Consider the following 18,849-nt stretch of genomic DNA (forward strand, 5'->3'; position numbering starts at 1 on the left):
CCAAAACAGAGAGGCTGCAATCCTTATCTTCCCTTACCGAGTTTGGTAAGGAGGGAGGTAGCACCAAGTCGGAACAAGGTTGCTAAGACGTCATCGGGCCCAATCCCTCGGTCTTTCTTGATAAGAAGCGCAAATGTAATCCCAAATATTCTAATTATCCAAATTTTATTTTTAGCCCGACTTTTAGCCTTGTAAACCATATCATATTTTAAACGTGCTAGCTTCAGAAATTATCACTGCTTTTGCTAAAGGGTTTTTTACCAGCTCCAGGCGCGTTTTTAAAAGATAACAAAACGGGATGTTTGGAAAAACGATAGGGTTTTAAGTGAAAAAAGTATGGTTGTGAATATTTAAATATCTGATTAACAGGTTTGTAAAAATATTATTAAAAATAAATTTGGAAATTAAAAAAATAGCATCTTACCTTTGTCGCAATAAAATTCTTATCCAGAAAGGTGGAGGGACAGGCCCTTTGATACCTTGGCAACCTAACTTTTTAGTAAAGGTGCTAACTCCTGCTCCGCAGCAATGCGGGGGAAGATAAGCAAGATCGAGCAACTCGTTGTACCTAAAAAATACAAGCTCTTCTGTCTTATCGGAAGGGCTTTTTTTATGCCTTTCCGGTAAGCTTTCTGGATAAGTGGTTTTGAAAAATTATATCGTTTAACCATAAAAATTCAGAAAGAAATGAAATTAGCAACTACCCTTTTACACAGCATTCCCACCGATCCGTTAACCGGCGCCATTTCCGTTCCGATCTACCAGACTTCCACGTTCGTGCAGGAAGCGCCTGGCGTAAATAAGGGTTTCGATTACGCCCGCAGCAACAACCCAACCCGCAAAGTTTTAGAAGATCTGGTCGCAGTGCTGGAAGGCGGCAGCAACGGCTTTGCCTTTGCCAGCGGTTTAGCTGCCATCGATGCCGTAGTAAAATTGCTGGAAGCCGGCGACGAAATTCTTGCAGTAGATGACATTTACGGCGGCGCATTCCGCCAATTCACGCACATTTTCCAGAAATTCGGCATAAAAGTAACCTACGCCGATACCACCAAAGTTGAAAACGTAATTGATGCCATAACGCCGAAAACCAAACTGATTTGGCTTGAAAGCCCAACCAACCCGACATTAAAAATCTCCGACATCCGGGAGATCGCGAAAATTGCCCAATCCAATAATTGTTTGCTTTGCGTGGATAACACGTTTGCATCACCAATTGGCCAGAACCCGATAAAACTCGGAGCCGATTTGGTAATTCACAGCGCCACCAAATACCTGGCCGGTCACTCCGATCTGATCGCCGGAATTGTAGTTGCCAAAACCCCGGAATTAGGCGAAAAGATCAAATTTATCCAGAATGCTTGCGGGGCCATTTTAGGCCCATTCGATAGCTGGCTGACCATTCGCGGCATCGAAACGTTACCCTTACGCTTCGAACGCCACAGCAAAAGCGCCCAGCAAATTGCCGAATTCCTGACAACAGTTGATTGTATAAAAAACGTGTATTACCCGGGCCTGATCGATCATCAGAATTTTGAAGTTGCGGTAAATCAGCAAACTCAATTCGGCGGCGTAATTGCTTTCGATCTGCATGAAGATTCAGCCGAACTGGCTACCGAAGTTGTTTGCTTCACCAAACTTTTCAAACTGGCCGAAAGTTTAGGCGGCGCGAAAAGTTTGCTTTGCCACCCGGCTACCATGACTCACAAATCCATCCCACGCGAAAAACGCTACCAGTCTGGCGTAACTGATAGCCTGATCCGCCTTTCCGTTGGCCTGGAAGACGCCGAAGACCTGATCGAAGAGCTGAGAAACGTTTTCAAAACGATAGGGGAAAAGGTCAAAAAAGTAAACCAAACTACCACCCAAAACTAAGCGAAGCATGTCCAGAAAAAATTTAACCATTGGCCTGTTCGGTTTTGGTTGCGTGGGTTACGGCCTTTACGAAGTGTTGCACAAAACGCCTGGCCTGCAAACCACTATCAAAAAGATCTGTGTAAAGAACCCGGAAAAACAACGTCCGATTTCCGCAGGGAACTTCACATTCGATAAAAACGCGATCCTTTCTGACCCGGAAATTAATGTGGTGGTAGAACTGATCGACGATGCAGATGCGGCTTTTGAAATTGTTTCCGAAGCCATGAAAAAAGGGAAAGCAATAGTTTCGGCGAATAAAAAAATGATCGCGGAACACTTTCAGGAATTACTCGAGTTGCAGCAGGAATTTGGGGTACCCTTACTTTACGAAGCTGCCTGCTGCGCCAGCATTCCCATTATCCGGAACCTGGAAGAATATTACGATACCGATCTTTTGCAAAGCTTTGAAGGCATTGTGAACGGCTCCACCAATTACATTTTAAGTAAAACATTTGCTGAAGGCTTAAGCTATAGATCTGCTTTGGAGCAAGCCCAGGAAAACGGATACGTAGAAACCGACCCGACCTTAGACATTCAGGGAACTGATGCCAAATACAAATTGCTGTTATTGCTGGTCCACGCCTTTGGGCAAATCGTAAAACCCGAACAGATCTTCAATTTTGGGATAGACCGGATCTCAGATCTGGATCTTAAGTTTGCGAAAGAAAATGGTTATAAAATTAAAATGGTTGCACAAGCTTTTAAAAATGAAGACCAAACCGTAAGTTGTTTTGTACTGCCCAAATTCGTAAAACCCGGTGACAAACTTTTTGGGGTGGACGATGTATTTAACGGCTTAATAACCCAGAACAATTTTTCTGATACCCAATTTTTCGTAGGCAAAGGTGCGGGCGCTTTCCCAACCGCTTCGGCCGTTTTATCCGATCTTTCGGCCTTAACCTACGACTACAAATACGAATACAAAAAACTTAATCAGAATAAACGACTTCCCTTAAATAATGAATTTAAGATGGAAGTATTTATTAGCAGTAAAGAGGCTAGCACAACTATAATCTCTACCTTTTTTGAAAGGGTTTTAGGGGCTTACCGGGGTGAAGAAGAAAGCTATATAAGAGGAGTTATTAAATTCCAGCAGTTGCAGAAGTTGTTGCATCACCGGCCCTGTGTTTCAATAATTTTATTTGAAGTGGTTCCGGAATTAGAAAGTTTTTCCAAGCAGCACCGGAATGCGCAGCCATATTTTTTACCGGTATCCTAATTTGTTTATGTCCGCTACCAAGGCAATAGGCAAATAGTACTGATAAATTAAAACAGCGATTATTGGTATTGGAAATTAAACTTTGACCTTGTGTATTAGTTTTAATGCAAAACAAAAATCGCTCTTTTTAAGCATGAGCGGTTTTTGTTTTATAGATTAAAGGAGTGAAATACCGAACTTTATCTGCAAAACGGCGGCCCTGCTTTCAGAATATTTTCCCGCCTAATGGATATTGATTTACTTGCCACTTTGATCAAACTAAAATTTACTCCCATCTTTCTTTCTAAGTATTCCAGAAAGGTTTACCTTTTCACTGGTCTTTGCTCCAGCTAATTCATTTTTTAAAATGGCGATTGGGCAACGCAAATCCGGCCCCCTACTCGAATATAAATCATCTTTTTACCATTCTTTTTGGTAATATTTTCTGCATCAGTTTGTAAAGGCCGGTTGGTGGGTTCTGAGGGATCTGAAAAAATTGAAGGGCTTTAAACCATTGCAGTTTGCAAACAGATCGTTTTACCCTGTCTATCCAGGATGCTTTCAACCTTTTTAAAAATCTGAAAGTTTATTTGTTTTTTTTTGTTGTTTTTAAATGAATAAAAAATGCCTGTATTTTATTTCAGGGCCGTTTTTAATGCTTTCCTGATTCCTTTCATTTATGCAGGAATATAAAAAAAATAGAAACAACTTCTAACAGGCATCTTTCTTGCATAACTCAAAAATATAGGAATTAAAGCGGATCATTTGATAAAAAATTTACGAAAACCTTTTACCCGAATTTCCGCCAGGTAGCGGATCTTTAAAATCAATTATCCACCAATTAAATTTTTTAAGCTATGATCAGGTCACTCTTCATGTTAGCCATTGCCACCATTCTCATGTTAAGCAGCACTTCATGTTCTTCCAGCATGCGAACCGCCGAAGGCCGCAAGTATAAGCCTTTAACCAAGTTCAATTTCCGGTTTAATAATAACCAGGTAAGCTCCGCTTCTGTTTACAAACGATATGTGGCCTATAATAAAAAGCAGGAGTCGAAAGGCAGAAGCACCAAGCCGCAACAGGTAGCTAAGAAATCTGCTAAACCGCAATCTACCACGGCTAAAAAAGGTTTACTGGCTGTGCACTAGACCATTATTAAACCTGGCATAAAAGCGCGGCAGGCCCCGTTTTACTACCGGGTTGACTTTTAAGCGCCCTTTTGCCAACTATGAACCATACTTAAACGAAAACAAGAGGCAGGACTCATGGCAATTCCTTCCTCAAATACATTGCCCTGAAAATTACTACCCGCTGCACTCATAAAATAAAAAGCCCCGGACTGCAAACAAATGTCGTTCGGGGCTTTTTTTATGTAAAAATTGCACGGATAAGTCTAACTTCCGGTAATAAGTCCTGCGCTTAATTGAAAGGGCAAATTTGTAGGCATGACAGTCCTGGAGGTAAAAAGGTTGGGGAAGCAGGAAGTAAATTATGAGCCAGTTCTAACGCAAAAAAACGCTATTGTTTTTAACCGGAAAACCAGCTGAAAACAGAAAACGTACCGGCAAAGCCCGTACGTTTTCTGTGTAATTGATTTAATACTCAGTTAAACGTAAAAGTTTGAAAATGGTTATTAATTCTTTGTAATGCCCCATTTTTTCTTCAATGGCTAAACAATTTGTTTTGGAATTTACCGGGTTAAGCTGGTTAGATAATCCTCTACTTTTTTCGTGTTGTAGTCGGCCATGCCATCGTGCCGGGCAGCAATTTTTCCGTCTTTGCTTAAAATAAAAGTGGTGGGAATAGACCGGGTCTGGAAGGCTTCAGGAAGATTGCTGGCGGGCAAATAAACCGGAAAAGTATAGCCTTTTTTTGTAATGAATTTCTTTACTTTTTCCGCCCCCGCCTGATCTACCGAAAGCATTACGAACGCAATTTTCTGGTTAGAACCTACCTTTTCGTACAAACGCTGTATCCCGGGCATTTCGGCAACGCAGGGCGGACACCAGGTAGCCCAGATGTTCAGAAATATTACCTTGTTTTGCAGGCTGCTGAATTTTATGGTTTTGCCATTCAGGTCCTGCAACAGAAAATCGTTGGCCGCCAGGGCCTCAGTAGGAAACCTGTTTTCCGGAGGATTTTCAGCGGTTATGGGTGTTTGGGGGATTTCGGAAAGCTTGGGCTGCAGGATGCCGGTAGCCAGCAAGGCCCGCTGCACCTGGCCAATGGCTTCTGTGTGCAAACCGGTAAGGTAAAGAAAACCGAAAATTACCAGCATATATACCCAGCCGGGGAGATTTTTTACAGAAAATTTATTTTTATTCATGAGAGTGCTTGGTTAGGTTTAACCTGATTAACTGTTTATTGCGCTTAAAATTGCTTGCCAAAGGTACAAAAAGCAACTTCCTGGTATGGTGACTTAAGACACATTTCCGCCAGTAAGCTTTTGTAAAGAAATTACAGTTTCCCCTTGCTTTTGCCGTATGCAGGAAGACGAACGGGATTTGCATTGCTTGCAAGTGCATTCGGCGCGTTGAAGATCAAAACCCGCCGGAGTTTCGGATTTTGCTTGTATTTAAGAATAAAACGCTATGCCTATGAATCTGAAAACGAAACACGATGCTGCCAAAGCCGTTTCGGCGGCCATACTTTTTAAAGGCCAGGAAGGCACGGTTACCACTCTCCAGATCCAGAAAGAAGCGGAACTGAAAGAGCATATTACCAAAGTGCCGGCTTTGTTGGTTTGCGTTACCGGAAAGATCGTTTACGAGGATGAAAGTGGCGCACGCGAAACACTGTTATCCGGCGATTTCGTAAATATCGAGCCTATGGTAAAGCACCGCGTAAATGCTCTGGAAGATAGCCAGCTGCTGGTTATTAAGTAATCAAAAAGCTTTTTCCGGATAGAAACAAGAAAGGTGCGCCGGTTTTTCTCAAGCAGCTTTCTGAATTTCGCAACAAACTGGTTTTATAAGCTAACGGCGCTATTCAGCTCCGGTTCCTCCGGATCTTTTAATTGCGGATCTTCGGAAGCCGGTTCCATTTCCACCGGATTCGGAGCGTAGTTTTTCGCTTTAAAAGGATACCATTGCTGCGCAATAAATGAGGGTGGATATTTTTCAACTTCCTCAAATCCAAGCGCAATGTCGCGGCCATCTTCGGGCAGGTAGGCGGTCTGGAAAAGGTAATCCCAGAGGCTTAGGCTGATGCCGTAATTGGCGCCGTATTTTAAGGGCATGTGCTTGGCGTGGTGCCAGATATGCATTTGCGGATTGTTGAAAATGTACTTGAGCGGGCCGAGCGGCAACCGGATATTGGAGTGGTTGAAATGGCCGATGGATGTAGCGAAAATATGCACCAGGAAAAAATCCTGAATGCCGAAGCCGATCATGGCCAACGGAATGTATTCGAGCACCCGGTAAACTACCGTTTCGCCCCAGTGAAAGCGCAAGTGGGCGGCAAAACCCATTTGCTGAACGGAGTGATGCACTTTGTGAATTTCCCAGAGAAAAGCCGAGCGGTGCAGCAGGCGGTGTACGTTCCACTGAATAAAATCGCGGACTAAAAACAAGGTAAGCAGCTGCGCCCAGACCGGCCACGACTGCACTTCAAAAGCCACCAGGTTCTGGATGCCGAACAGGCCCAGCAGATCGTTGAAAGCCTGCACACCGATGTTGGAAATAGCATTGAACCCGATAAGCGAAAAAAGGAAAAAGTTAAAGAACATGTAAAAGCCGTCGAGCCAGAAATCCTGCCGGATGCGGGCCTGGTGCTGCCGCCAGGGCGCTATCATTTCGAGCAGCCAGAAAAACAACGACAAGCCAAGAAGCCAGTAAAAATAATTCCCCCAATGCGGGTTCAGGATTTCCCGCCCCAGGTAGCCGGCATAATCGGTGAACGAGGAGATAAAAATGTTCCAGTACTTTTCCATGGCAATTGGCTATGTTTAAAAGAAAAATGCGGGCGATTACTGTTCAACCGGCAGGCCGGCCGCTTTCAGGTCCTCAAACCCTTTGGCGTCGTAAACTTTCTTAAAGCCCAGGGTTTGCATTAAGGCTTTGGTTTCGCCGCTGCGGCCGCCCGAAGCGCAATAAACCAGGTAAGGTTTTTCGCGGTCTAAGGTTTTGATTCTGGCTTCAAAATCGGGTTCGTATTTATTGAGCAGCGTGGCATTTTTCAGGTGGCCTTTAGTAAATTCTTCCGGGGTGCGCACGTCTAAAATCACCAGTTCCTTTTCGCTGGCCACTAAAGTGCCGGCTTCTTCGGAGCTGATCGTTTTTACTTCCTGATCGGCAACTGCTGGCATTTGTTCGGTAGCGGTTTGCCCTGCGGCAACCGTTTTGCTGGCTTCCTGGCTACAGGCGGTGGCGGCAAGGGCACCGGCAAAAAGCAAATAGATCGGTCTCATATTTTCGTTTTAGATTTGGTTCCTGATTAAAGATTTCAGCCCGAATTTAGGGAAAAATGCTAGGTTCTTAAACCTGCAACAAGCGAATGCCGCGATGCGTTCCGGGGTAAAGTTGCTCACATCAAGAGTTTTTACCTTAAAAAGCTTAGCGTTTGCAGGAATAATTTTTGAAACTTCGTATTGGTTTTAAAACCTGGACGCGGACCTGAACTTAAGTTTTTAAATTATAGGGCCTGCCAGGCATTTTTGTTCGTACAAAGCCAGGTTTAAGCCTGCACCTGAACCGGGCATCCCGGGCTAAGGTGAAATTAAATGCATATAAAAGCACCTGCATCTACGTTAGAAATTGCTGGCTCGCTTCTAAAGGAGGCTTTTTTCCCAGCTGCGTAAGAAGTGGTAATTTCGTTAACTTTATAAACCTGATGCGGAAGTTGCCCGGGATAGTTCACCGTAATTACAACGCATCATTTCAGAAGAAAAATCATGGCATTAAATTCACCAAATATTCCTTATTCATTACTTGAGCTGGCAATTGTTTCCAGCGGGGTTTCTACGGCCCAAACTTTTGCAAACAGCCAGGATCTGGCCCGGAAAGCGGAAAGCTGGGGCTATAAAAGATTCTGGCTAGCAGAACACCATAACGCGCTCAGCATTGCCAGTTCGGCTACGCCGGTACTGATCGGGCACATTGCCGGCGGCACGAAAACCATCCGGGTGGGCTCGGGCGGGGTGATGTTGCCTAACCATTCGCCGCTGATCGTGGCCGAACAATTCGGAACGTTGGCCACGCTTTACCCGGGCCGCATTGATCTGGGGCTGGGCCGTGCCCCGGGCACCGACCAGGTTACGGCGCAGGCCATTCGCCCGGACCGGATGGTTTCGGTGCACAGCTTTCCAGAGGAGATCAGCCAGATCCAGCAATATTTATCGCCGGAAAACAGTACGGCTAAGGTGCGGGTGCCATTTGCTGAAGGCGTGGAAGTGCCTGTTTACGTGCTGGGTTCCAGTACCGACAGCGCCCATTTAGCCGCGCAGAAAGGTTTGCCGTACGCGTTTGCCAGTCATTTTGCCACCACGCATCTGTTCGATGCCCTTAATATTTACCATAACGAATTTCAGCCTTCGGGATTTTTAAAAGGGCCTTATACCATTGCCTGCATCAACGTGATCGCAGCTGATTCGGAAGAAAAAGCCGAATCGCTTTTTACTTCCCTGATCCGGATGTTTGTGGGCGTGATAACCGGCCAATCGGAATACCTGCAGCCCCCCATGCGCATGACCAGCGAACTGCGCAGCCTGTGGCAGCACCCGAGCGTAAACCAGATGCTCAAATATACTTTTGTGGGCACCAAAGAAACGGTAAAGCAAAAAACGAAGGAGTTTTTAAACCAGACCCAGGCCAGTGAATTAATGGTGGTTTCCAACGTGTACGGCCACGAAGACCGGCTTCGTTCCTGCGAGCTTTTCGCGGAAATAATGCAGGAGATTGATGCGGAAAAAGGCACCGGAAACGAAGCATAGTGGTTTCGGTTTCAGGTTGGCAACTTTGAGAATAGGCTGAAATTTCCGGCATTATACTTTTTAACCGGTTTTACCTGGCGTTTTCTGAAAGATTAATGCGGCAGCTTTTCCTGGATCACGCCATAAACGAAGGTGCCGCCAAGCGCGCCCAGAATTGCTACCAGGATTGGCCAGTAACCCTGCCCTAAGTTTACAAAAAGCGGACCCGGACAAGCGCCTACCAAAGCCCAGCCCAAGCCGAAAATGGTGCCGCCCGCCAGATACCGGGTTACCGATCTTTCTTTGTCGGTAAACACAATCGGGTTGCCCTGGATATCGCGCAGGTGGTATTTTTTAATCAGGAAGGTGAGCAAGGCAGCCAGGGTTACTGCCGTGCCGATAATGCCATACATGTGAAAGGCCTGGAAGCGGAACATTTCCTGGATGCGGTACCACGAAATGGCTTCCGATTTGCTCATGACAATGCCGAATAAAATGCCGGCCAGAATATATTTCAGAAACTTCATGCTAGTCTGTTTTTGATTTAAGAAGGAAAGCGGAATACATTAAAAGATAAGCGGCAGGAACACGTGCGTCATCACCAGGCCGCCGATAAAGAAACCGATCACGGCAATAAGCGAGGGCAATTGCAAATTAGAAAGGCCGCTGATGGCGTGTCCGGAGGTGCAGCCGCCGGCGTAGCGCGTTCCGAAACCGATCAGAAAACCGCCTCCCAGTAAAATCAGAAACCCTTTCGGGCTAAATAAAGCCTGGGTACTGAAAATCTCTTCGGGTTGAAGGCCTTTGGGTGCGGAAAATCCCAGGGCGCTAAGATCCTGCACCGTTGCCTGCGAAAGCCGAACTGCTTCGCTATCGGATAGAAACTGGTGCGAAATAAAACCACCGATGATGGCGCCGACCAGAAACATTAAATTCCAGATCTGGGCCTTCCAGTTAAAATCGAAGAACTTTACTTTTTTGCCGGCACCGCAGGCTGCGCAAAGGGTACGGAAATTAGAAGAAAAACCGAACGATTTTCCGAAGAAGAGCAGGCTGGCCATTACCAGAAAAATTACAATGCCGGAGGTGTACCAGGGCCAGGGCTGTTTGAGGAGGTCAAGCATGGGTGCGGGTTTATTTTGGGGTTTGAAATTGAACGTTTGCGTAAAAGTTTAAAGGTAGCGAACCCGGCTGGTTTTAACCAACAGGCCTTTATTTGTACTTGGAAGCTTGCCTCCATTGGATATCGCGGTAAATGGCGTGCATCCGGAGATGAGCATTTTTCCGACTTTCCTTCTTGAAATAACGTTTTTGGATTGACGTAAAAAAATGGCTGCAATTCCCCGGCCGGTTTTACGCCTGATCTTTTACCAGGAATCCAGGTAAAGATGGTTACGTGTGAGAGTCCGGCCGGAAGAACTGCAGTTTTTATAGATGCATTTATTTTTATTGACTTTTTAGAGCTGAAACGATAGCGTTTTCTCTTGTAAAACGCTGGATCTGGCTCATTTAAGATTCTGCCTCTCCGCTACACCTGGGTGGAAGGGCACACGAAAGCGGTTTTAGGGATACTGGTTTCCGCGATCGCCTGAAAGCCGCCAAGTACGTTTACCAGTTTTTTAAAGCCACGTGCTTTTAAAATGGACGCCGCGATCATCGACCGGTATCCGCCGGCGCAATGCAGGTAAACGGTTTCGTTTTTGGGTATGGCGGCCAGGTGATCGTTGAAGTATTCGAGCGGGGCATTTAATGCTGTTTCCAGGTGCTCCGATCCGTATTCGCTGGCTTTTCGCACGTCTATAATTTTCAGGTGCTTATCTGCCTGAAAAGCGGTTTCCAGTTCTTTGGCTGCGATGGAGTGGACCTGGTCGGTTTCTTTGGCGGCCTTTTTCCAGGCTTCCATACCACCCTGCAAATAGCCGATGGTATAATCATAGCCCACGCGGGCCAAACGGGTAACGACTTCTTCTTCGCGGCCCGGCTCGGCAACGATTAAAATTGGCAGTTTCAGATCCGGAATCAGGGTTCCTACCCAGGGTGCAAAATTACCGTCGATGCCGATGTTGATGCTGTTGGGAATAAAGTCTTTGGTAAACTCTTCGGGTTTGCGGGTATCTAAAACCAAAGCGCCTGTTTCGTTGGCAGCCGCTTCAAAAGCATCGGGCGTAAGCGGCTGTAAGCCTTGTTTTAGCACTTCGGTAATGTTGGCGTAGCCTTCGCGGTTCATTTTTACGTTCAGCGGGAAATAGGCCGGCGGTGCCAGCAGGCCATCGGTAACTTCTTTTATGAACGCTTCCCTGGTCAGGTCGCTTCGCAGGGCGTAATTGGTTTGTTTCTGGTTGCCCAGGGTATCGAAAGTTTCTTTGCGCATGTTTTTGCCGCAGGCCGAACCTGCCCCGTGCGCCGGAAAAACCAGCACGTCGTTGGCCAGAGGCATGATTTTGGAGCGCAGCGAATCGAACAAAAGGCCAGCTAATTGATCCTGGGTTAAGTCCGATTTGGCTGCCAGATCCGGCCGGCCCACATCGCCAATAAACAAGGTGTCGCCCGAGAAAATGGCGTGATCTTTTCCGGATTCGTCCTTCAGGAGGTACGTGGTCGATTCCAGGGTATGGCCGGGCGTATGCAGCACTTTCAGGGTTATGTTCCCAAGTTTTAGCTCTTCGCCGTCGCGGGTAATATACGCCGGGTAGGCAGGCTGGGCATTCGGCCCGAAAACGATCTGCGCGCCGCTGGCAAGGGCCAGGTCTACGTGTCCGGAAACAAAGTCGGCGTGGAAATGGGTTTCGAGCACATATTTAATTTTTACGCCTCGTTGTACCGCTTTTTCCAGGTAAGGGGTAATTTCGCGCAGCGGATCAATAATGGCGGCCTCGCCGTTGCTTTCTATATAATAGGCGCCCTGAGCCAGGCAACCGGTATAAATCTGTTCTACTTTCATGGCAGATGATCTTTGGTTTTTAATGTTTTTTAGTTTGGCTTGGGAAAGCGCTACTTATATCATTTCAATTCTGAAAATGCGTGAAACCTCCCCCTTACCCCCTCCAAAGGGGGACTTGACCGGCGTTCCTTCAATGCGGATTTTACCGGCAGACTTTTTTGCTTTGCAGGGATAGCGTTTTTACTTGCAGCACTTTTTCGGGAGAAAAGCCTACCGTTTTTTATTGGCTTTACCAGTCTTGAAAGCGTTTGCCTGAAATACAATACAAATTTCGGGAGAAAAAGAAAGGGCGTCAGTGACTAAGGTTACACTGCGGGGAATTAAAGAAAAATTTCTTTCAGGATGATGTAAATGCCCATCACCAGTACGAACCAGCCGAAACCGGTTTTGAGTTTATCGCTGTGAATGCGGTGCGAAAGGGCTGAACCGATGAAAATACCGGCTATGGAAAGCGATGAAAAGGCCAGCAAAAAACGCCAGTGGATGTCGTAATTGAAAATATCGCCTACAAAACCGAAGAGTGAATTGGCTGCAATGATTAGCAGCGAAGTACCCACGGCTATGCGCATGTCGAGCTTGCTGAAAAGTACCAGCGCCGGAATGATCAGAAACCCGCCGCCCGCGCCTACCATGCCCGAAATAAGCCCTACCGAAACGCCCTGGATCAATAAAGCCGGCACGTTGGGGGTGTGATCTTTTTCTTCCGCCGGCACAACATATCTTTTTTTTCGGATCATGCTCAGGGAAGCAAATACCATCAGGATGGCAAACAGGGTCATGAGCAAAACGCCTTTGGTAATTTCCAGCGAACCCAGGCTGGCAATATGTTCCGGAATGGCGGGCACCAGGAACCGGCGGGTCAGGAATACGGTGATCAGGGAGGGAATGCCGAAGGTTAAAGCGGTGCGAAAACTTACCAGGTCTTTCTGGTAGAATTTATAGCTGCCTACCAGACTGGTGGTGCCTACAACAAACAACGAATAGGCCATAGAAATTACCGGGTTCAGGCGCATGAGATACACCAGAATAGGAACGGTTAAAATGGCGCCGCCACTGCCGGTAAGGCCCAGCGATAGACCGATCAGCAAAGCAGCAAGGTATCCGAAAATTTCCATAAGAATCAATAATTTACGGATACAAAGTTACCAGCTTGTTTTCCGGCCTTCAGTGACATTTATCACGGAGCAAATGTTGAACAGGCAAATTTAGTTTTTTGGCCTGAAAGCATAGCGTTTTTAATTAGAGATTTATAGGATTTCCAGATCGTGCACTTCCAGGAAATTGCGGTGCAGGGTTAAGGCACCTTTTTGTTCCAGTTTTTTGAGCAGCCGGGAAATTACTTCGCGCGAACTGTTCAGGTCGTCGGCTATTTGCTGGTGCGAAAGTTTTATTTCCGGGCCGCTTACCTGCACATGGCGTTTCAGGTAAAATAAAAGGCGTTCGTCCAGGCTTTTGAACACAATGCTGTCCAGGGTTTGCAGCAGTTCTTCGAAGCGCACGCGGTAAGAACCGATCACAAAATGGTGCCAGCTTTTATATTTGCTTAGCCATTGTTCGGAAAATTGCTGCGGTACGAGCACCAGGTCGGAAGCTTGCACGGCTTTTACTTTTACCTGGCTGGTTTCTTCGCGGGCGGTGCACATGAACGAAAGTGCGCAGGCCTGGCCGGGTTCCAGGTAATACATCAGAAATTCGTTGCCTTCGTCGTCTTCGCGGTATACTTTCAGCAGGCCGTGCAAGAGCAAAATACTGGAACGCATATACTGCCCGGTTTGAAGAACGGGATCGCCGGCTTCGAGGTGTCTGATCACGCTTTCCTGTAGGATCTGCTCCAGCAAGGCTTGCTCGAACTGCGGGAACTGCTGATGTAATTGCTCCAGGCTGATAGGGTTCATGCGGATTTTTTCTGGTAAACTTCCGGTACGCGCAGCTTTTTTTCCGGGCTGCCTTCCGCCCCCAATTTACGCAATTCTTCCGGTTGGCCCGACCCGGATTTCCAGGAAAACACCTTAGGGAAGGATTTTTTATGAACCTGGAAAATGCCGGCCCGCAAAAATATTTCAGCAGCATGTTCTGAAACGTAAAACGGTAGGGGTGCAGGCCTGAAAATTAACCAAAGCACTTTTAAGCATCCAAACCTTACCGTTTTTTAGGGAAGCAAAATGCGAATGCAAGCCCGGTGATAAAGTACAGAAAACCAGATTTAAAACGGTAGGCAAATGGGCCGGAAAAGTAGGGGAAAGTTAGAATTCCGGCGTTTTGATCTCGTTTTCCATGGGCTTGAAAGTTGCAATTCATTTAAAAAATCATTCCGTTTCTTAAACAATTTGCTTTCAGATTGCTTAAGTATCAGGCCATAACCGGAAACCGAATAATGGTGAAGCAATTCCACTGAAGAAGGGAGAAGCAAATTAAAGCCAACCATACGAACGCCGGTATAATCAATCCGTTCAAAGCCAGATGAGCAGTCCGTTTATAAAAGCATTGTTTCAGCAGCATCACCGGGCGCGGCACCAGGTACCGGCTTCGGCCATTTGCCACGTGGTAGAAGGGGTGCTGGGTTTGTTTTTTCCGGTGCTGGCCGATCAGCGTTTCGAATCGGAACGGGAACTGGAAGCTTACCGGAATTCCCTGCAGTCTGACCTGGTCCGGATCCTGACCGGTATGGAAGAATTGCTGCCCGATCCGGCCGAAACTGTGGTAAATCAACTTGTAAAAGAATTGCCGCTTATCTACGAAGATTTAATAGCCGATGCCCACGCCATTTTAGCCGGCGACCCCGCCGCCCAAAGCCTGGAAGAAGTGATCCGCTCGTATCCCGGTTTTAAAGCGGTGGCTATTTACCGGTTGGCGCATGCTTTGCACCAGTTGCAGGTTCCCTTGCTGCCGCGCATTTTATCGGCTTACGCGCAGGCCAAAACGGGCATCGATATTCACCCTGGCGCCGAGATCGGTTCGCACTTCTGCATCGACCATGGCACCGGTATTGTGATCGGGGAAACCTGCATCATCGGCGATTACGTAAAAATTTACCAGGGCGTAACGCTGGGTGCGCTGAGCGTAACCAAAGCCATGGCCAAAATCAAGCGGCACCCCACCATTGAGCACCACGTGGTTATTTATGCCGGTGCCACCATTCTGGGCGGGAATACCGTGGTGGGCGCTTACAGCATTATTGGCGGCAATGTGTGGCTTACCGAAAGCGTGCCGCCGTATTCCAGGGTTTACCACCGGCCCCAGATCGACGTAAGACGTTCTGCCAACCCATCTGAAAGCATCGATTTTTCCATTTAAAGATCCTTAAATATGAAAGTAAATAATATCCTGGAATCAATTGGCCGTACGCCGCATTTACGCCTGAACCGCCTCTTTGCCGGTAAAGCCGACGTATGGGTAAAACTTGAACGGGCAAACCCCGGCGGAAGCATAAAAGACCGCATAGCCCTGGCTATGGTAGAAGAAGCCGAAAGAAATGGTATTCTGAAACCAGACAGCATTATTATTGAGCCTACTTCCGGGAATACCGGTGTGGGGCTGGCCATGGTAGCGGCGGTAAAAGGTTATAAACTTATTCTGGTAATGCCCGAATCGATGTCGTTAGAACGGAGAAGATTGATGCAGGCTTACGGAGCAAAACTGGAGCTTACCCCGCGCGAGCAAGGCATGAAAGGGGCGATAGAAAAAGCCCGGGAACTGCTTTCCGAAAAAAGCAACGCCTGGATTCCCATGCAGTTCGATAACCTGGCCAATACCCGGATCCACCAGGAAACCACTGCCCAGGAAATTCTTGAAGATTTTCCCGAAGGACTGGATTACCTCATAACCGGCGTGGGAACCGGCGGGCACATTACCGGCGTAGCCAAAATACTGAGATCGAAATTCCCGAACCTGAAAGTTTATGCTGTGGAGCCGGCTGCCTCGCCGGTCTTAAGCGGCGGCGCGCCGGGACCGCATCCGCTCCAGGGCATTGGCGCAGGTTTTATTCCGTCTATTATGGATACAACTTTGCTCGATGGCACCATTCAGATAGAACAGGAAGAAGCGTATGCGTACACCCGGCGGGCTGCCCGCGAAGAAGGTTTGTTCGTCGGCATTTCGTCAGGGGCTTCGCTGGCGGCGGTGGCTAAGAAACTGGAGGAAGACAAACCGGCGAATGCCAGAATTTTAACGTTTTGTTACGATACCGGCGAGCGTTATTTATCGGTAGAAGGCTTATTTGTGTAACCAAAGGCTGGTTGGTATTTAAGGTACAATTGAACAAAAGCCCGGCAATATTTCCGGGTTTTTGCTTTTAAAAACCTGCCATTTTACTTCCGGTAATTAGTAGCCAAAACAACTTCCCGCCGGAGTTTTTTTTCCCGTCTAAAACCTGGACCAGTCCTTAAACTACCGTAAAAACAAAGCCGTAAAAGCCCTGATTATGAAAGCAATTAACCTGGTACCCGGCACAAAATCTGTAAGTCTGGAAGAAATCTCCGAACCGCAAATTACGGCCGGCGACGAAGTAAAAATCAAAGTCTGGGAAGTAGGTATTTGCGGCACCGACCGCGAAGAAACTTCCGGCGGCCGGGCTACTGCGCCCGCCGGCCAAAAGAAACTGGTGATCGGTCATGAAATGTTCGGCCAGGTAGAAATGGTAGGCAAAATGGTGAAAAAAGTAAAGCCCGGCGATTTTGGGGTTTTTATGGTTCGCCGCGGCTGCGGCCAGTGTGCAGCCTGCCAAAACCGGCGCAGCGATATCTGCTACACCGGCAATTATACTGAAAGAGGCATACATGGCGCCGACGGCTTTCAGGCAGAATATGTGGTGGACAAAGAAGAATACCTGGTAAAAGTACCGGAAAAGATCAGGCATATCGGGGTTTTGACCGAGCCCATGAGCGTGGCGGCCAAAGCCATAGACGAAGCGTTGTGTTTGCAGAAAGCCCGCTTAAAGGAAATAATGGATCAGGAAAAATGGCTGAAGGGCAAAAAAGCGTTGGTTGCCGGTATCGGAGCAATTGGCTTGCTGGCAGCCTTCATTTTACGGCTGAAAGGAGCCGAGGTGATAGGCCTTGATATTGTGCCGGAAGATTCTTTGCGGCCGCAGCTTTTAAAGCAAATTGGCGGCACGTATATAAACGGCAAAGAAACCAAAACCCTCGCAATCGATAAAGAGATAGGGCAAATCGATTTTATTTTTGAAGCGACCGGTATTGCCGAATTACAGCTGCAATTGCTCGAAGCGCTGGGCATAAACGGCATATACGTTGCCACCGGAATTCCGGAAGGCAAACGCCCGGTTACCAATATTTCCGCCGACGTGATGAAACAACTCGTGCTGAAAAACCAGATTCTGCTGGGCAGCGTGAACGCCGGTTACGCGCATTACGAAATGGCGGTAGAAATGCTGGAGCAAAGCTACCGGAAATGGCCCGACGTTGTAAACAAGCTTCTTACTGCCCGCATCCCTTTTACGGACTTTAAAACCGCCCTGCACCAGCATGACGAGAATGAAATTAAAGTAGTAATAGAATGGCATAAAGCAAAAGCCTGAAACGCTATGGTTTACAACCTAAAAAGTCGGGGAGCTGCTTACCAGATCTGCTTTAAGAGAAGTTAATGCTTATGACTCTGGAAGGCTGCTAAATACTTCTTTAGCTTAAAGCAGAAACCCGGAAACAACGGTTGAGCTCACTGCTGTTAAGTTTTCTTGCAGGCATGCAACAAACTCAAAACTTTAATGATCAGTAAAAAAAACGGCCCGGATTTATTATTCCGGGCCGGTAAAGGTAACTTACTTCAGCGTTATTTTTCCTTTCATTACCGGGTGAAAAGTGCAGTAATAACTGGCGCTTTTGGTTGCCACCATACTCCATGATTTCCCGGTAGCCAGGTCCGGCGATTTCCAGGATTTGGCGCTTGCTTCGGTTACATTATGCACTACCATATCGCGGTTCACGAACACGATCTTGTCGCCGCTTTTTACGGTAATTTGCGCCGGTTTAAACTTCATCTGCACGATCTCCACCGTATGGGTTACCGGCTTTTTTTCCGGACCGGAAATAACGCTGCTGCTATAAAAATGCAATGAAGCTGCAAGGAGCAAAACTCTATATTTTAACTGCAAAGCAGGTATCATTTCTTGGTGTATTGTTTCTTATTGAATTGTTTCTGAACCATCTGGGCGTGTTCCAGGTGCGCATTCAGGATAGGCGCCACATCCTGTAATAATTTCTTAAGTTCCGCATTCTCAGTTTCCGGAATCAATACATTGTTCACGGTAGAAATTACGGCTTTGTGATAGGTAACTTCATTGTCAATATAAGCTTTGTCGAAGGCTGCGCCGGATTTTGACCGCAGCATGGTTTTGGTTTTTTCCGCATCGGCCATCAGTTTTTTGCTCGTAGCATTATCTTTGGGCGTAACGTTCAGTTTGGTAACCAGTGCCACCGCCTGATCAATTACCGACTGGTGGTCTTTTGCCATCATATCAGCAAACGCGATCACATCTGCATTCTTCGATCTTTCCCTGGCAATTTTAGCATAATCGATATCGATCTGGTTTGCCGTTACTGCTACGGAAGCTACCTCCGGGTCCGACAATGTAACCGTCGATTTAGCGGTTGATTTCTGGGCCTGGGCAGGAACCTGCACCACAAATAAACTGAATAGCGCGCCGGCTATCCAGCCCATTGCATTCTGGATCTTTCTCATAGTTTTGGTTTTTAGTTGATGGTTTATTTCTTGGAGTAAAAAAATAAGTAAAGGTTACAAAATCTAAAGCATAAATTATACGGCAGTAACAAATGGTTCCGGCTTATGTTTGGTCTTTTAAACGGGAAGCCAGAAAGCGTACTTTTTTACATGAAAAGCATAGCGTTTTCTGCCTTAAAATGCATTTCAGGA

19 protein-coding genes and 2 riboswitches are annotated in these 18,849 nt (G+C 46.8%); of the genes, 9 read left to right on the forward strand and 10 right to left on the reverse strand.

Annotated features, from left to right (window positions below):
* Nucleotides 1-20: 20 nt before the first annotated feature.
* Nucleotides 21-127, reverse strand: a riboswitch (SAM riboswitch).
* 313 nt (nucleotides 128-440) lie between these two features.
* A riboswitch (SAM riboswitch) is annotated at nucleotides 441-547 on the forward strand.
* 140 nt (nucleotides 548-687) lie between these two features.
* The 3 genes from I5M27_RS06510 to I5M27_RS06520 all read left to right on the forward strand — a co-directional run bounded on the left by I5M27_RS06510 (nucleotide 688) and on the right by I5M27_RS06520 (nucleotide 4,260).
* Nucleotides 688-1,872: a trans-sulfuration enzyme family protein gene (locus I5M27_RS06510; RefSeq protein WP_200505370.1), complete on the forward strand. Its 1,185-nt coding sequence runs from the start codon at nucleotides 688-690 to the stop codon at nucleotides 1,870-1,872.
* Nucleotides 1,873-1,879: 7 nt separating this feature from the next.
* On the forward strand, nucleotides 1,880-3,133 hold the full coding sequence (locus I5M27_RS06515; protein WP_200505371.1) for a homoserine dehydrogenase: 1,254 nt from the start codon (nucleotides 1,880-1,882) through the stop codon (nucleotides 3,131-3,133).
* An 836-nt stretch (nucleotides 3,134-3,969) separates the two neighbouring features.
* Nucleotides 3,970-4,260, forward strand: a complete 291-nt coding sequence (locus I5M27_RS06520) for a hypothetical protein (RefSeq protein WP_200505372.1) — start codon at nucleotides 3,970-3,972, stop codon at nucleotides 4,258-4,260.
* 542 nt (nucleotides 4,261-4,802) lie between these two features.
* Here the strand turns inward: I5M27_RS06520 and I5M27_RS06525 are convergent.
* Nucleotides 4,803-5,438, reverse strand: coding sequence for a TlpA family protein disulfide reductase (locus I5M27_RS06525; RefSeq protein WP_200505373.1), 636 nt, complete (start codon nucleotides 5,436-5,438; stop codon nucleotides 4,803-4,805).
* Between the two features lie 271 nt (nucleotides 5,439-5,709).
* On the opposite strand from I5M27_RS06525, the gene I5M27_RS06530 reads away from it, so the two are divergent.
* Complete coding sequence (locus I5M27_RS06530) at nucleotides 5,710-5,997, forward strand: cupin domain-containing protein (RefSeq protein WP_200505374.1); 288 nt, start codon at nucleotides 5,710-5,712, stop codon at nucleotides 5,995-5,997.
* 83 nt (nucleotides 5,998-6,080) lie between these two features.
* Here I5M27_RS06530 and I5M27_RS06535 read toward each other — a convergent pair whose 3' ends face one another.
* Nucleotides 6,081-7,043 carry a sterol desaturase family protein gene (locus I5M27_RS06535; protein ID WP_200505375.1) on the reverse strand — a complete coding sequence of 321 codons (963 nt, stop codon included), beginning with the start codon at nucleotides 7,041-7,043 and terminating at the stop codon, nucleotides 6,081-6,083.
* A 36-nt stretch (nucleotides 7,044-7,079) separates the two neighbouring features.
* Nucleotides 7,080-7,520, reverse strand: coding sequence for a rhodanese-like domain-containing protein (locus tag I5M27_RS06540; protein ID WP_234462417.1), 441 nt, complete (start codon nucleotides 7,518-7,520; stop codon nucleotides 7,080-7,082).
* A 483-nt stretch (nucleotides 7,521-8,003) separates the two neighbouring features.
* On the opposite strand from I5M27_RS06540, the gene I5M27_RS06545 reads away from it, so the two are divergent.
* The gene (locus I5M27_RS06545) at nucleotides 8,004-9,041 is read left to right on the forward strand and encodes an LLM class flavin-dependent oxidoreductase (protein ID WP_200505376.1); all 1,038 of its coding nucleotides are present in this window, start codon (nucleotides 8,004-8,006) and stop codon (nucleotides 9,039-9,041) included.
* Nucleotides 9,042-9,133: 92 nt separating this feature from the next.
* Here I5M27_RS06545 and I5M27_RS06550 read toward each other — a convergent pair whose 3' ends face one another.
* From I5M27_RS06550 to I5M27_RS06560, 3 genes are all read right to left on the reverse strand, one after another.
* Nucleotides 9,134-9,547 (reverse strand): YeeE/YedE family protein, encoded by a 414-nt coding sequence (locus tag I5M27_RS06550; protein WP_200505377.1) that lies wholly within the window; start codon nucleotides 9,545-9,547, stop codon nucleotides 9,134-9,136.
* A 39-nt stretch (nucleotides 9,548-9,586) separates the two neighbouring features.
* On the reverse strand, nucleotides 9,587-10,144 hold the full coding sequence (locus tag I5M27_RS06555; RefSeq protein WP_200505378.1) for a YeeE/YedE family protein: 558 nt from the start codon (nucleotides 10,142-10,144) through the stop codon (nucleotides 9,587-9,589).
* Nucleotides 10,145-10,548: 404 nt separating this feature from the next.
* A complete protein-coding gene (locus tag I5M27_RS06560; RefSeq protein ID WP_200505379.1) occupies nucleotides 10,549-11,961 on the reverse strand; it encodes an MBL fold metallo-hydrolase in 1,413 nt (470 codons plus the stop codon).
* Here I5M27_RS06560 and I5M27_RS06565 point away from each other — a divergent pair.
* Nucleotides 11,960-12,136, forward strand: a complete 177-nt coding sequence (locus I5M27_RS06565; protein ID WP_200505380.1) for a hypothetical protein — start codon at nucleotides 11,960-11,962, stop codon at nucleotides 12,134-12,136. The two genes, I5M27_RS06560 and I5M27_RS06565, sit on opposite strands and share 2 nt — an antisense overlap.
* Nucleotides 12,137-12,281: 145 nt before the next feature.
* Here I5M27_RS06565 and I5M27_RS06570 read toward each other — a convergent pair whose 3' ends face one another.
* Together I5M27_RS06570 and I5M27_RS06575 are read right to left on the reverse strand one after the other, a co-directional pair.
* Nucleotides 12,282-13,076 (reverse strand): sulfite exporter TauE/SafE family protein, encoded by a 795-nt coding sequence (locus tag I5M27_RS06570; RefSeq protein WP_200505381.1) that lies wholly within the window; start codon nucleotides 13,074-13,076, stop codon nucleotides 12,282-12,284.
* 132 nt (nucleotides 13,077-13,208) lie between these two features.
* The gene (locus tag I5M27_RS06575) at nucleotides 13,209-13,856 is read right to left on the reverse strand and encodes a Crp/Fnr family transcriptional regulator (RefSeq protein WP_200505382.1); all 648 of its coding nucleotides are present in this window, start codon (nucleotides 13,854-13,856) and stop codon (nucleotides 13,209-13,211) included.
* Between the two features lie 565 nt (nucleotides 13,857-14,421).
* Here I5M27_RS06575 and I5M27_RS06580 point away from each other — a divergent pair.
* From I5M27_RS06580 to I5M27_RS06590, 3 genes are all read left to right on the forward strand, one after another.
* On the forward strand, nucleotides 14,422-15,255 hold the full coding sequence (locus tag I5M27_RS06580) for a serine O-acetyltransferase (protein ID WP_200505383.1): 834 nt from the start codon (nucleotides 14,422-14,424) through the stop codon (nucleotides 15,253-15,255).
* Nucleotides 15,256-15,267: 12 nt separating this feature from the next.
* Entirely contained in the window at nucleotides 15,268-16,185 is a 918-nt protein-coding gene (gene cysK / locus I5M27_RS06585; protein ID WP_200505384.1) for a cysteine synthase A, read from the forward strand.
* Nucleotides 16,186-16,381: 196 nt separating this feature from the next.
* Nucleotides 16,382-17,497, forward strand: coding sequence for a glucose 1-dehydrogenase (locus I5M27_RS06590; protein WP_200505385.1), 1,116 nt, complete (start codon nucleotides 16,382-16,384; stop codon nucleotides 17,495-17,497).
* 240 nt (nucleotides 17,498-17,737) lie between these two features.
* Here I5M27_RS06590 and I5M27_RS06595 read toward each other — a convergent pair whose 3' ends face one another.
* Both I5M27_RS06595 and I5M27_RS06600 read right to left on the reverse strand, forming a co-directional pair.
* On the reverse strand, nucleotides 17,738-18,082 hold the full coding sequence (locus tag I5M27_RS06595; RefSeq protein ID WP_200505386.1) for a plastocyanin/azurin family copper-binding protein: 345 nt from the start codon (nucleotides 18,080-18,082) through the stop codon (nucleotides 17,738-17,740).
* Entirely contained in the window at nucleotides 18,079-18,657 is a 579-nt protein-coding gene (locus tag I5M27_RS06600) for a DUF4142 domain-containing protein (protein ID WP_234462418.1), read from the reverse strand. Before I5M27_RS06600 ends, I5M27_RS06595 begins: the two co-directional genes overlap by 4 nt.
* Nucleotides 18,658-18,849: the final 192 nt, after the last annotated feature.

It is taken from the genome of Adhaeribacter terrigena (assembly GCF_016623615.1).
In the GTDB taxonomy this organism is placed as follows: Bacteria; Bacteroidota; Bacteroidia; order Cytophagales; family Hymenobacteraceae; genus Adhaeribacter_A; species Adhaeribacter_A terrigena.

Excerpts from the sequence above, each read along its gene's own strand:
- I5M27_RS06510 (WP_200505370.1), top strand. The coding sequence starts at position 688 with ATGAAATTAGCAACTACCCTTTTACACAGCATTCCCACCGATCCGTTA.
- I5M27_RS06515 (WP_200505371.1), top strand. The coding sequence starts at position 1,880 with ATGTCCAGAAAAAATTTAACCATTGGCCTGTTCGGTTTTGGTTGCGTG.
- I5M27_RS06520 (WP_200505372.1), top strand. The coding sequence starts at position 3,970 with ATGATCAGGTCACTCTTCATGTTAGCCATTGCCACCATTCTCATGTTA.
- I5M27_RS06525 (WP_200505373.1), bottom strand. The coding sequence starts at position 5,438 with ATGAATAAAAATAAATTTTCTGTAAAAAATCTCCCCGGCTGGGTATAT.
- I5M27_RS06530 (WP_200505374.1), top strand. The coding sequence starts at position 5,710 with ATGAATCTGAAAACGAAACACGATGCTGCCAAAGCCGTTTCGGCGGCC.
- I5M27_RS06535 (WP_200505375.1), bottom strand. The coding sequence starts at position 7,043 with ATGGAAAAGTACTGGAACATTTTTATCTCCTCGTTCACCGATTATGCC.
- I5M27_RS06540 (WP_234462417.1), bottom strand. The coding sequence starts at position 7,520 with ATGAGACCGATCTATTTGCTTTTTGCCGGTGCCCTTGCCGCCACCGCC.
- I5M27_RS06545 (WP_200505376.1), top strand. The coding sequence starts at position 8,004 with ATGGCATTAAATTCACCAAATATTCCTTATTCATTACTTGAGCTGGCA.
- I5M27_RS06550 (WP_200505377.1), bottom strand. The coding sequence starts at position 9,547 with ATGAAGTTTCTGAAATATATTCTGGCCGGCATTTTATTCGGCATTGTC.
- I5M27_RS06555 (WP_200505378.1), bottom strand. The coding sequence starts at position 10,144 with ATGCTTGACCTCCTCAAACAGCCCTGGCCCTGGTACACCTCCGGCATT.
- I5M27_RS06565 (WP_200505380.1), top strand. The coding sequence starts at position 11,960 with ATGGCAGATGATCTTTGGTTTTTAATGTTTTTTAGTTTGGCTTGGGAA.
- I5M27_RS06560 (WP_200505379.1), bottom strand. The coding sequence starts at position 11,961 with ATGAAAGTAGAACAGATTTATACCGGTTGCCTGGCTCAGGGCGCCTAT.
- I5M27_RS06570 (WP_200505381.1), bottom strand. The coding sequence starts at position 13,076 with ATGGAAATTTTCGGATACCTTGCTGCTTTGCTGATCGGTCTATCGCTG.
- I5M27_RS06575 (WP_200505382.1), bottom strand. The coding sequence starts at position 13,856 with ATGAACCCTATCAGCCTGGAGCAATTACATCAGCAGTTCCCGCAGTTC.
- I5M27_RS06580 (WP_200505383.1), top strand. The coding sequence starts at position 14,422 with ATGAGCAGTCCGTTTATAAAAGCATTGTTTCAGCAGCATCACCGGGCG.
- cysK (WP_200505384.1), top strand. The coding sequence starts at position 15,268 with ATGAAAGTAAATAATATCCTGGAATCAATTGGCCGTACGCCGCATTTA.
- I5M27_RS06590 (WP_200505385.1), top strand. The coding sequence starts at position 16,382 with ATGAAAGCAATTAACCTGGTACCCGGCACAAAATCTGTAAGTCTGGAA.
- I5M27_RS06595 (WP_200505386.1), bottom strand. The coding sequence starts at position 18,082 with ATGATACCTGCTTTGCAGTTAAAATATAGAGTTTTGCTCCTTGCAGCT.
- I5M27_RS06600 (WP_234462418.1), bottom strand. The coding sequence starts at position 18,657 with ATGAGAAAGATCCAGAATGCAATGGGCTGGATAGCCGGCGCGCTATTC.